Here is an 11,434-nt window from a genome sequence, read left to right as displayed (position 1 = left end):
TCCGCGCCGCTCACAGCGCCCGGAGGCCGTTGATCACATCGCGCAGAATACTCTCGTCCGGCAGTTCCGCAGGGGGCACGGGTCGGTTCACATGGACGAATTCCGCATCCACGAGATCCCCGATGAGGACCCGTACCACTCCGATGGGCAGGTCGAGCTCGGCGGAGAGTTCGGCGACCGACTGGGGGGTCTCACGGCACAGGTCGACGATGTTCACGTGCTCCGGGGACAGGCTGTGGTCCCCTTCCGGGTCGTCCGCCTGGGGTTCCGTGACGACCACCGCGATGAGGTCGAGCCGGTGCTGGGCCGCACTGGTGGTGCGGCCGCGCGTCATGGCGTACGGACGAACAACCGGTCCGGCCTCGTCGTCGAACCAGTGGCTTCTTCCCTGACCGTCTGTGCTCATGCCATCCCACTACCCGCCTGCGGGCAGATCGGTGCGCGGAGCAGCACCGAGATGCACACCGACCCGCTTGACCAGGAGCGTCATCTCGTACGCGACCAGCCCGACGTCGGAATCGGCGTCCGAGAGCACGGCGAGGCAGCTGCCGTCGCCGGCGGCCGTGACGAACAGGAAGGCGTCGTCGAGCTCGACGACCGTCTGCCGGACGTTGCCCGCCTCGAAGTGGCGGCCCACGCCCTTGGCGAGGCTGTGGAATCCGGAGGCGACAGCCGCCAGGTGCTCGCTGTCCTCCCGGGTCAGGTCCTTGGAGATCCCGGTCGGCAGGCCGTCGCCGGAGAGCACGAGGGCCTTGCGGATGCTCGCGACGCGGTCCACCAGGTCGTCGAGGAGCCAGTTGAGCTCGCCGGGGTTGTTGCCCGCGGTGTGGCGGGTCGCCTTCGGTGCGGTCATCGACCGTCCCCCTTTGTCGTTCGTTGTGGTGCTGTGCCGCTGTGGGCGTCGTCGCCCGCGGCGTTCTCCTCACGGCCGCGCTGCCAGCCGCGCTGGAGCGAGGCCATGCGGCTGCGTACCTCGTCGGCGTCCCGCTCGCCGGGCTCCGCTCTGTCGGCGGTGCGCCGGCCGGTGCTCTGCTTCAGCTGCGGGGCCAGGCTGGCCTGCCGTACGCGCCGGGGCAGCGGAGCCGTGCCGGAGCCGGTCTCGTGCGTTGCGGAGCCGGAGCCTGCGCCTGCGCCGGAGCCGGGACTCGGGGCGGAACCGCTGGGACCGCTCGGGCCGGTCTGCCCGCTCGGTGTGATCGCGGGACGCCTGGTGCGCCTGGGGAGGGCGGGGGCCTCGGGCTTCTCGCCGAGGTCGCGGGCCGAGGACGTCGGGGATTCGGTGCGCTGTTCGTCGAGGGGGTCGGCCACATCGGTGCCCTTGCGCAGCGGGCCCGCTCCTCGACGGCGGGTGGGCAGCGGTGCCGCGCCCGGCGCGCGCGACCGGCCAGGGCCTGTCTCGGGCTCTTCGTCGGTCTCCTCGCGCCGCGCCCGCTGCTCGGTGACCGGACGTCCGTGGGAGCTGACCAGCTTGGGCGCCCGGCGGCGAGGCAGCGGGACCGGAGCGTTGTCGTCGTCGGGATCGGCCTGGTCCGTGCCCCGGCCGTCGCGCATCTCGTGGTGCTGCTCGCCGTGGTGCCTCGCTCCCTCGTCCTCCGTGCGGGCGAGGGAGCGCCGGTAGCGGAAGATTTCGCCGCGTTCGCTGTCCTCGTCGTCGAGGGCGCCGGGGAAGCCCTCGATGGCGTCCAGATCGACGGGTGCCTCCAGTTCGACTGGGCCGCCCAGGAGCGAAGCCGACAGGCCGGGCAGCTGCGTCGGCGCCTTGGAGAGCTCCGCGCGGCGGGGCCCCTCCAGCTCGGCCTCCTTCGAGGGCTGCGGCCGGTCGAGGCGGAAGCCGATGCCGTTGGTGTCCGGGACGTCGTCCGTCAGCAGGGTTTCGGGGATGAAGACGACTGCCGTCGTGCCGCCGTACGGGGACGGCTGGAGCGAGACCCGGACGTTCTGCCGCTGGGCGAGCCGACTGACCACGAACAGACCGAGCCGGTCGGTGTCGGACAGCTCGAACTCCGGTGTCTCGGCGAGCCGTAGGTTGGCGTCCAGGAGTGCGTCGGCCGCCATGCCGAGGCCGCGGTCGTGAATCTCCAGGGTGAAGCCGTTGGCGACGCGCTCGCCGAGAACCTGGACGGCGGTGTGCGGAGGGGAGAACACCGTGGCGTTCTCCAGGAGTTCGGCGACGAGGTGAGTGAGGTCCGCGACCGCCGGGCCGGTGACGGCGACCCGGGGCAGCCGCCGGACCTCGATGCGCTCGTAGTCCTCGACCTCGGCGACGGCGGCGCGTACGACGTCCATGAGCTGGACGGGCTTGCGCCACTGCCGGGAGGGGGCGGCGCCGGAGAGGATCACCAGGCCCTCGGCGTGCCGGCGCATACGGGTGGTGAGGTGATCGAGGCGGAACAGGTCGGCCAGTTCGTCGGTGTCCTCGGTCCGGCGCTCCATGGCGTCGAGGAGGGTGAGCTGCCTGTGGAGCAGGACCTGGCTGCGGCGGGCGAGGTTGACGAAGACCTCGGAGACGCCGGAGCGGAGCTCGGCCTGTTTGACGGCGGCTTCGACGGCGGCCCGCTGCAGGGTGTTGAGGGCCTGCCCGACCTCGCCGATCTCGTTCTTGTCGTACTCCAGACGCGGGGCCTCGGTCTCGACATCGACCTGTTCGCCCGCGGAGAGGCGGCGCATCACGCTGGGCAGGCGGACGCCGGACGCCTCGTGCGCCTCCAGGCGCAGTTGGCGCAGGTCGCGGATGAGGCCGCGGCCGACACGCACGGACACCACGAGGGAGAAGATCAGGGCGGCCAGACCGAGGACGCCGGCGACGGACGCCTTGACGATGACGCCGATCGCGTCCGGGCGGACGCGGTCCTGATACCGGTCGCCGGCCTGGTCGTTGAGGGTGGCGAGCTCGTCGAGCACGCTCCCGGCGACGTTGTCCCAGCTCTTGGCGGTCACGGTGCGCGGGGCGCCGGGGTCGGCCGAGATGACGGACTGTTCGGCCGACCGCAGGGGGGCGGTGGTGGCGTTCTTCCAGAAGCGGTCGTAGCGTTCGCGCTCCGTCGCGGGGAGCACCGGCAGGCTGATGTCGTACAGCAGGGTGCGCTGGGCGACCAGGTCGGAGACTTCGCGGATCTCCTCGCGGGAGAGCTTCCCGACCACCAGGGCGGATCCGAGCAGGGCATCCTCGCGGGAGAGCAGTTCACGGGCGCGGGTGATGTTCACCAGGGCCCGGGACTGCTTGTCCAGCTCCACGCTGTCGACACCGTCGACGGACGCCAGCAGGGTGTAACAGGGGTCGACGAGACGGTTGTAGAGGTCGAGGGCCTGGGACCGGTTGACCGTGCCCTCCTCGACACTGCCGCGCAGCGAGTCGATGCCGTCGAAGGCGTCCAGTACGGCGGTGAGGTGTTCGTCGTCTTCCGCGTCCAGGCCGTCGCGGACATCGGGGTTCTTCGCGTTCTCGCGGAGCTTGACGATGGCGTCGTCGGTGGCGGTCCGTGTGCTGCGGAGCGCGGACAGCGCGTCCGACGCCCGGGGGTCGGCGAGGTAGACGAGGGTCTGGCGGCGTTCTTGCTGCAGGACACGGACGGTGTCCTCGGTGGGGTAGCCGATCTTCTCGACCACGGACGACACCTGGAAGAGCTGGGCCACCTCCCGGCCCGTGAGCACGGTGGCGAAGCCCCAGATCGCGGCCAAGGACACCAGCGGCACGAGAAGCAGCGCCACGATCTTCCGGCGGATCGACTTCCCGCGAAAGCGCATGGCCTCCCCCAGCTCGACCCCCATTCGACAGGGGGTACACATGTGCGTCAACAAACGGCGCGAGCCTACTACCGACGGCCGGATAACTCGAAGACCGGTCCGGAAGCTGAACTTCCGCACCGGCGGCGAGACATGGCGAGTTGTCCGCTCATTGGGGGAGATTGCCTGCCGCCGTCGCGTGGTGGCCGTCGCAGCGGATCTGGCTGGTCCCACTGCTCAGTTGGCTGAAACTTTTCGCTTGTTGGGAATCTTGAGGCGCCGTCGTTCGTCCTTCTCTTTGGGAATTGGGAGCGGAATCGGCTACAGGAGCCGCATCCCGCAACCGGGCGGCGTAAAACAGCGCAAGCCGGGCAGCCACTGGGAAGCCGGGTCTTCGGACGCGGAGCGAGCGGTCTGCTGGCGGTGGAGGGTGACACGGTGATGGGCACGGCGGAGCGGCACGAGGCGCTGTCGGACGGCGGGATGGCGCACGTGACGGCGCAGCGGGACCCCGAGGCGCCGGATCGCGACATTCCGGCAGACGGGGGCGGGGCACCGGGCGGTCGCGCGCTTCCGGCGGCTTCAGGAGGCGGTACGGCGGCCCACGGGACCGCCGCCGGGACCGGCGGGAGTAGTGGTGAAGCGGCTTACGAGAACCCTGCCGAGGCCGACGGGAGCCGCACGGCTGCGGATGTGGGCTCGGCCGAGACAGGCCAGGAGAGTGCGGCGCGAGAGCAGCCGTACCACTACCGGCCGTTGTGGGTCGAGGAGCCCGCGCGGCGGCGCCGGTTGCCCGATCCCGTGCGGACTTCCGCGGTACGGGCGGTGCTGATCATCGCCGTGACGCTGGTCCAGGCGATGGTGGCCTTCCTGTGCACCATGGCCGGTTCCTGGCTGGCGTTCCCGATGGTGCTGAGCAGTGTGGCGAGCACGGTGGTGGCCACCTGGGGCGCGCTCGACGTCTGGGTGACGCGCCAGGTGTGGAACCAGCGCAACGGCGTGGTGTCGACCCCCAGCAGCACCGCACGCGCCCTGCGGCGCGAGCGACGCAGGGCGCGACGTCAGGCGCGGGCCGCCGAGCGGACGCAGGAGAGGATACGTCGGCGGGGCGGCGCCGGACAGTTGTCGCACTCGTGAAGACCTGCCGGATTACCCGGTGACCTTCACAGCGCGGCCGGCTGCACCCGGCTCTCCCCGCGCGCGAGTTCGCGTCGCACCCGCATGAAGGGGCGCGGGCGGTCCACGGAGAGCACCGCGGTCGTACGGCCGTCCCGCTCGTAGAGGGCGAGGAAGCCGCCCTCGGCCGGCGCACCCTCGGTGAGCTCGCCCTCGGCGATGCGGACGCTGTCCCCGTCGTGTCGGCGGCCGGCGAACTGGATGCGTGCGCCGTACTGGTCCGACCAGAAGTAGGGCAGCGCCCGCGCGGTCCGAAGGGTGCGCCCGGCGAGCAGGTTGGCCACGGCGACCCGGGGCTGCTCCGTCGCGGAGGTCCAGTGTTCGGCGCGGCTTCCGCCGACGCGAGCGACATCGCCGACGGCGACCACCTGCGGAAGTGCCGTCACACAGCCGTCATCGCACAGCACGCCGTCGTGCAGCGCGAGCGTCGAGCCCGCCAACCAGGCGGTGTTGGGGACGGCGCCGATGCCGACGATCACGACGTCGGCGGGCAGCGTACGGCCGTCGGAGAGTTCGACGCCGGTGACGCCGCCAGTGCCGCGCAGTCCGGCCACCCCGGTGCCCGTGACCAGGTCCACCCCGCCGCGGCGGTGCAGGGTGGCGCACACGGCGGCCATGTCGGCGCCGAGTTGGGGCACGAGTGGGAGCGGCGCGGCCTCGACGACCGTGACTGCGTGGCCGAGGGCGGCGCAGGAGGAGGCGGTTTCGGCGCCGATGAAGCCGCCGCCGATGATGGGGTACGGCTCCTGTCGGTCGGCAGGGCGTGCGAGGCCGTACGGGAGGCGGCCGTCCGGGGTGCCGTACGCCAGTACGGCACGGCGTTGGGCACAGCGTTCGTCACGGCGTTCATGCGGCGGTTCCCTCCTGCGCGGTGACGTGGACGTGGACGACGCCGTCTTCGACGGTGACGCGGTGGGTGCGGACGGGCCGGCGGGCGGGAAGGGAGGTCGGCCGACCTGTGCGGAGATCGAAAGAAGCGGCGTGCAGCGGGCATTCGACCAGACAGCCCTCCAGCCAGCCCTCGGAGAGGGAGGCGTCCTGGTGGGTGCAGGTGTCGTCGATGGCGTACAGCTCGCCGTCGTCGGTGCGGAACACGGCGGTGGGCGGTGTCGTCCCGATGCGGACCGACTCGCCCTCGGGGAGGTCTTCGAGGCGGCAGACGGGAATCATGGGCCCCCCTCTCGGTCCGGGACGCTCGGTCCGGACCTGTCTGGTCCAGGTTGATCAGGCAGTGCGGGACCGTCGCTGGTCCCGCGGCAGGTGAAGTTCGGAAGCGAGGAGTACGAGGAGTACACAGAGCGGCCGGACCTTCGTCGGTCCGTACGGTTCGGCCCCTTCCGGGTGCCGGACTCTTCGGCAACATGATGTTTCACATGGCGCACGAACGACCGCTATGCGCAACAGAATCCGGGTGGGACGACCGTCCCGCCAAGGGCTTCCCGCAGCTGCGGCCCCAACCGGGCCGACAGGTGGTGAGAGTTCAGCCATGACCCGCACCCAGAAGCAGTCCGACCGCAGTGAGGAGAAGGTCGCGAACCCGGAGAAGCAGAACGGCAGGGGAGCCGCCGGCTCGGTCCAGTCGGTGGACCGTTGGCTCGCCGAGTACCGCGAGACGAAGCACATCTGGCGCAACACGTCCCCCGCGCCGCAGGGATGGTTCGGCTAACGCAGGCGTAACTCGGCGTAACAACGGGCACATTGCCCCCGCGTATAACCGCCCTCATTGAGCCATCCGATCCATCTGAGCCACTCGATCCAACTGACCCACCTTGATCCAGGCCCCCGCACGAGCCGCTCCCTCCCCTCCCCCGGCCCACCAGGAGTCCGCTGCTCATGACGACAACCGAACAACCGACAGGCCCACAGAGTCACGACGACGCCGAACTCGCCGAGTTCGGCTACAAACCCGAACTCAAGCGCACCCTCGGCAACTTCCACACCTTCGCCGCCGGGATCAGTTACATCTCGATCCTGACCGGCACTTTCCAGCTGTTCTACTTCGGCTACGGCAGCGGCGGCCCCGCCTACTGGTGGTCGTGGCCGATGGTCTTCGTCGGCCAGTTCATGGTCGCCCTGTGCTTCGCGGAGCTGGCCGCCCGCTATCCCGTCGCGGGATCGGTCTACAACTGGTCGAAGAAGATAGGCAACAGACATCTGGGCTGGCTCGCCGGCTGGATGATGTTGATCGCGTCCATCGTGTCCATCTCGGCCGTGGCGCTGGCCTACCAGTTGACGCTGCCGCAGATCTCCGACGTGTTCCAGATCGTGGGTGACGGCACCGGCAAGTACGACGTGGCGACCAACGCGGTCATCCTGGCCGCGGTGTTGATCCTGTTCACCACCCTGGTGAACGCCTTCGGCGTCAAGCTGATGGCCACCATCAACACGGCGGGCGTGTTCATCGAGTTGATCGCCACTGTCGTACTGATCGTCCTGCTCGCTGTCCACATCACGCGCGGTCCGCAGGTGGTCACGGAGACGAACGGCACCGGGGCGGGCTACGGCGCCGGATACCTGGGCGCCTTCCTGGTGGCCTCGCTGGCCTCCGCGTATGTCATGTACGGCTTCGACACGGCCGCCTCCCTAGGCGAGGAGTCCCTGGACCCGTCCCGCAACGCACCCCGCGCCATCATCCGCGCGATCGTCGCCTCCTTCATCCTCGGCGGCCTCATCCTGCTGCTCGCGCTGATGAGCGTCTCCAGCCTGAAGGGCGAGCAGTTGTCCACCGACGGTCTGCAGTTCATCGTGCTCGACGTGCTCGGTTCGACGGCCGGCAAGGCGATGCTGTGGTGCGTGCTGATCGCCGTCACGGTGTGCGCACTGGCGGTGCACACGGCGGCGATCCGGCTGGCGTTCGCGATGGCCCGGGACAACAACCTGCCCGCCTCCGCGCTGCTGGCCAAGGTCAGCCCGCGGTTCCAGACACCTGTACTGCCCGCCGTGATCATCGGGATCCTGGCGCTGGCGATCCTGGTGGTCAACATCCGCCAGCCGCAGATCTTCACGGTCGTCACCAGCATCGGCATCATCATGATCTACCTCGCCTACCTGGGAGTCACGGCACCGATGCTGGTGGCGAGGCTGCGCGGCAAGTGGCAGCCGGCGGGTGACGGCAGGTTCTCGCTCGGCCGCTGGGGGCTGCTCGTCAACATCGTCGCCGTGCTGTGGGGCGCGGCCATGACGATCAACCTGATCTGGCCTCGCGCCGCGGTCTACAACGCCAGTGCTCCGTACCACTGGTATCTGCGCTGGGGGGCGGTGCTGTTCGTCGCGGTCATCGCGGGCGGCGGTTTCGCCTACTACTGGTTCGTCCAGCGGCACAAGACGGGCGTGCTCGCCGAGCACCGCCTCGCAGACACCACCGCGGCGACCACTCCCCTCGCCGCCCCCGCGGCCGACTGAGATCCGGCTGCTCCGACTACCCCGGCACTTCCGTCCAAAAGGCTGGATGGGCCTGTTGGAGTCCGGCTACGACTGGGACTACCCGGTCGAGCCGCAGGCGCGCGCCAACAGCTTCATGCGGCACGCCCGTGCCAAGGTGCTGGGCGGCTGTTCCTCGCACAACTCCTGCATCGCCTTCTGGGCACCGGCCGAGGACCTCGACGACTGGGCGGCGGCCGGCTGTACGGGCTGGAGCGCCGCCGACCTCTTCCCGCTCTACCGGCGGCTGGAGAACAACGACGCTCCCGGCGACCACCACGGCCGCACCGGCCCGGTGAAACTGCGCGCACGCTGAAGAGCGACGACCCGTGCGGCACAGCCCTGCTGGAGGCCTGTGCCCAGGCCGGGATACCGACGACGCCCTTCAACACGGGCACAACGGTGGTCCGGGGCGCCAACTGGTTCCAGATCAACTCCGACGAGAACAACATCCGTCAGTCCTCGTCCGTGGCGTACCTCCACCCCGTCATGGACAAGCGGCCGAACCTGGAGGTGCGCACGGGGTGCGGGCCAAGAAGCTGATGCTCCAGGGGCAGCGGTGCGTGGGCGCCGAGTACCTGGACCCGGACCTGATCCACACGCGGACGGTACGGGCCAGGCGCGAGGTGATCGTGTCCTGCGGGGCCATCGACTCACCCAAGCTGCTGATGCTGTCGGGCATCGGCCCGGCCGGGCACCTGGGAGAGGTCGGCGTCGAGGTGGTCGTGGACGCGCCCGGCGTGGGCGAGAACCTCCAGGATCATCCCGAGGGCGTCATCATGTGGGAGGCCGCACAGCCCATGACCACCACCTCCAGCCTGGTGGGAGGCCGGCATCTTCTACGACACCGAACCGGGCCTGCACCGGCCGGACCTGATGTTCCACTACGGGTCCGTGCCGTTCGACATGAACACCGCGCGGTGGGGCTACCCCGCGTCCGAGAACGCCTTCTGCCTCACGCCCAACGTGACGCGTGCGCAATCACGGGGGACTGTTCGGCTGCGGACGCGGGACTACCGGGACAAGCCGAAGGTGGATTCGCGGTACTTCACGCACGAGCACGATGTGCGGGTGATGACGTACGGGCTGAAGCTGGCGCGTCGTATCGCCTCGCAGCCCGCACTCAGCGGCTGGGCGGGCGCCGAACTGGCCCCCGGTCCGGACGTCCGGACCGACGACGAACTGCTCGACTACATCCACAAGACCCACAACACCGTCTACCACCCGTCGTGCACCGTGAAGATGGGCGCCGACGACGACCCCTCGGCCCCGCTCGACGCGCGGCTGCGGGTCAAGGGGGTCGAGGGGCTGCGGGTCGCCGACGGCTCGGTCATGCCGGACCTCGTCGCGGTCAACCCACGACGATGATGATCGGCGAGAAGTGCGCGGATCTGCTGAAGGAGGACGCATAACGGCTATGCGGGCCGTTTGAACATCCGTGTCGCAGTGATCTCGCTGTGCACGGCTTCCCCGGCGGGAGCCTCCGGCAGTCCCGGCCGGAGGTGTTCCTCCACGCGGATGTACTTCAGCCCCGCCCGTAGGTCGGCGTCGTTGCGCAGCCGGATGACCAGCGGGAACTCGGCGAGCGCGGTGGTGTCGAACAGACCCGTGGTGTAGAGGAGTTGGACGCCCAGAGCGTCGGACACGGCTCGCTGGAGCTCCAGCAGATACGTGGCGTTGGCGCGCCCGATGGGGTTGTCCAGGAACAGCGTGCCCGCGTGCCGGTGCTTGTCCCGACCTCGGTCGTTCGACCTGAGCGCGGCCATCGTGCAGTACAGCGCGATGGCGGCGGTCAGCAGCTGACCGCCGGAGAACACGTCGCCCATCTGCCCGACGGGCACGCGCTCGGCGCGCAGTACGGCGTCCGGCTTGAGGATCTCCACGGCCACCCCCTTGGGCTGGAGTGCCGCGGCGACGCCCCGCAGCAGCAGGGACATGCCGTCGCGCCGCAGGTCGGAGTTCTTCTTGACGGCGGCCCGGGTGGCCTCGTCGATGACCTCGCCGAGCCGCTCGGTGAGCGTGGCCTGGTCGGGCTCCTCGAAGCGGATGCGCAGGAACTCCTGCCCGGACCACTCGCCGAGGCCTTCCGGAAGCCGGGAGAGCCGCTGGGCGGACCTGAGCGTGGCGAGGGCCGACTCGACGAGCCCTCTGAGGCGGTCCACGATCGAGTCCCGGTTGCGCTCCAGCTGCTCCAACTCGTCGGTGAGCACCCGGAGCCGCGGCGCGAAGGCGTCCGCCCACTTCTGGGCGTGCTCGGGCAGTGCGGAGGCGGGCAGTTCGCGGATCTGCTGCCGTGCCGGGGTGCGGACCTGCTCGTAGCGCGTGGAGTTGGCGTGCCGGACGAGGATGTCACTCGCCTCGCGGACGGCGGACTCGGCGGCCGACAGGTCGGCGGCGCAGCCGCGCAGCGAGCGGCGGGCCTCGGCGGCGGACTGCCGGGCCTCCTCCAGGCTGCCGGGGTACGGCTCGGGTTCCTCCTGCTCCTCCTCGGAGGCGTGCTCGCGCAGCAGGTCACGCAGCATCGCGGCGATCTCGTCGAAGCCGCCGGCCGCGTCCTCGGCGGCGCGGTGGGCGTCGAGCAGTTCGGCGTGCGCCTCCCGGGCCTGGGCCAACGCCTCGGTCCGCGAGGCGAGTTCGGCGGTCGCCGTGCGCAGCAGGGCCTGCGCGTGCTCGGCGTCGCGCGGCTGAAGCTCCTCGGGCAGCTCGGTGTGCGCCTCGCCGTCCTCGGGCGCGTGCCGCTCGGCCTCGCCGCGCAGCCGTCCGAGCTGCTCGCTCGCACTCGACATCCGGGTCTCCAGGAGCTGCACCAGCTCCTCCGCCCGCGCGACGGCGGCCTGCCGGGACGGCCCGTCGGAGCCGTCGGGCGACTGGAGCAGCTGCTCCGCGCGCGTGCGGACCTTGTTGCTCAGCCGGTCCAGTTCGGCGCGCGCCGCGCTCTCGTCGCTCTCCGCACGTGCCTGCTCGGCCCGCAGGTCGGCCCCGACGCCCACCTTCTCGTACACCTGGGAGGCCGCCCGATAGGCCTCACGGAGGGCGGGCAGGGACGCCTTGGGAGCGTCCGCGTCGCTCTCCGGTACGTCGTCGGGGGCGCCGGCGATCTCCGAGCGCTCGCCAC

General features: G+C 70.6%; 7 protein-coding genes and 3 pseudogenes. 4 read left to right on the top strand and 6 right to left on the bottom strand.

The window, feature by feature from the left end; all coding sequences use genetic code 11:
- Window positions 1–10: 10 nt before the first annotated feature.
- Genes CLM62_RS37470 through CLM62_RS37460 form a run of 3 tightly spaced genes read right to left on the bottom strand, consistent with a single transcriptional unit; the run spans window position 11 to window position 3,744 of the window.
- Window positions 11–406 carry a DUF742 domain-containing protein gene (locus CLM62_RS37470; protein WP_095754358.1) on the bottom strand — a complete coding sequence of 132 codons (396 nt, stop codon included), beginning with the start codon at window positions 404–406 and terminating at the stop codon, window positions 11–13.
- A gap of 9 nt (window positions 407–415) precedes the next feature.
- Window positions 416–853, bottom strand: a complete 438-nt coding sequence (locus CLM62_RS37465) for a roadblock/LC7 domain-containing protein (RefSeq protein WP_095754357.1) — start codon at window positions 851–853, stop codon at window positions 416–418.
- The gene (locus CLM62_RS37460; RefSeq protein WP_095754373.1) at window positions 850–3,744 is read right to left on the bottom strand and encodes a nitrate- and nitrite sensing domain-containing protein; all 2,895 of its coding nucleotides are present in this window, start codon (window positions 3,742–3,744) and stop codon (window positions 850–852) included. Before CLM62_RS37460 ends, CLM62_RS37465 begins: the two co-directional genes overlap by 4 nt.
- Window positions 3,745–4,164: 420 nt before the next feature.
- Here CLM62_RS37460 and CLM62_RS37450 point away from each other — a divergent pair, with 420 nt between their 5' ends.
- Window positions 4,165–4,860 carry a hypothetical protein gene (locus tag CLM62_RS37450; RefSeq protein WP_095754372.1) on the top strand — a complete coding sequence of 232 codons (696 nt, stop codon included), beginning with the start codon at window positions 4,165–4,167 and terminating at the stop codon, window positions 4,858–4,860.
- A 26-nt stretch (window positions 4,861–4,886) separates the two neighbouring features.
- On the opposite strand, the pseudogene CLM62_RS37445 reads toward CLM62_RS37450, so the two are convergent.
- Window positions 4,887–5,633, bottom strand: a pseudogene (locus tag CLM62_RS37445) (NAD(P)/FAD-dependent oxidoreductase); the annotation flags it as partial.
- Between the two features lie 112 nt (window positions 5,634–5,745).
- Window positions 5,746–6,069 carry a bifunctional 3-phenylpropionate/cinnamic acid dioxygenase ferredoxin subunit gene (locus CLM62_RS37440; RefSeq protein ID WP_095754355.1) on the bottom strand — a complete coding sequence of 108 codons (324 nt, stop codon included), beginning with the start codon at window positions 6,067–6,069 and terminating at the stop codon, window positions 5,746–5,748.
- Between the two features lie 316 nt (window positions 6,070–6,385).
- On the opposite strand from CLM62_RS37440, the gene CLM62_RS37435 reads away from it, so the two are divergent.
- From CLM62_RS37435 to CLM62_RS37425, 3 genes and pseudogenes are all read left to right on the top strand, one after another.
- Window positions 6,386–6,565 carry a hypothetical protein gene (locus CLM62_RS37435; protein WP_095754354.1) on the top strand — a complete coding sequence of 60 codons (180 nt, stop codon included), beginning with the start codon at window positions 6,386–6,388 and terminating at the stop codon, window positions 6,563–6,565.
- Between the two features lie 167 nt (window positions 6,566–6,732).
- A complete protein-coding gene (locus tag CLM62_RS37430; protein ID WP_095754353.1) occupies window positions 6,733–8,301 on the top strand; it encodes an APC family permease in 1,569 nt (522 codons plus the stop codon).
- 43 nt (window positions 8,302–8,344) lie between these two features.
- Window positions 8,345–9,731: pseudogene (locus CLM62_RS37425) on the top strand (GMC family oxidoreductase); the annotation flags it as partial.
- A gap of 3 nt (window positions 9,732–9,734) precedes the next feature.
- Here CLM62_RS37425 and CLM62_RS37420 read toward each other — a convergent pair.
- Window positions 9,735–11,434, bottom strand: a pseudogene (locus CLM62_RS37420) (hypothetical protein); the annotation flags it as partial.

It is taken from the genome of Streptomyces sp. SA15, from assembly GCF_002291145.1.
Lineage (GTDB): Bacteria > Actinomycetota > Actinomycetes > Streptomycetales > Streptomycetaceae > Streptomyces.
This window is presented reverse-complemented; position numbering and strand designations above follow the sequence as displayed.

What these genes read in the sequence shown, in the direction of transcription:
- CLM62_RS37470 (WP_095754358.1), bottom strand. Translation starts at nt 406, where the DNA reads ATGAGCACAGACGGTCAGGGAAGAAGCCACTGGTTCGACGACGAGGCC.
- CLM62_RS37465 (WP_095754357.1), bottom strand. Translation starts at nt 853, where the DNA reads ATGACCGCACCGAAGGCGACCCGCCACACCGCGGGCAACAACCCCGGC.
- CLM62_RS37460 (WP_095754373.1), bottom strand. Translation starts at nt 3,744, where the DNA reads ATGCGCTTTCGCGGGAAGTCGATCCGCCGGAAGATCGTGGCGCTGCTT.
- CLM62_RS37450 (WP_095754372.1), top strand. Translation starts at nt 4,165, where the DNA reads ATGGGCACGGCGGAGCGGCACGAGGCGCTGTCGGACGGCGGGATGGCG.
- CLM62_RS37440 (WP_095754355.1), bottom strand. Translation starts at nt 6,069, where the DNA reads ATGATTCCCGTCTGCCGCCTCGAAGACCTCCCCGAGGGCGAGTCGGTC.
- CLM62_RS37435 (WP_095754354.1), top strand. Translation starts at nt 6,386, where the DNA reads ATGACCCGCACCCAGAAGCAGTCCGACCGCAGTGAGGAGAAGGTCGCG.
- CLM62_RS37430 (WP_095754353.1), top strand. Translation starts at nt 6,733, where the DNA reads ATGACGACAACCGAACAACCGACAGGCCCACAGAGTCACGACGACGCC.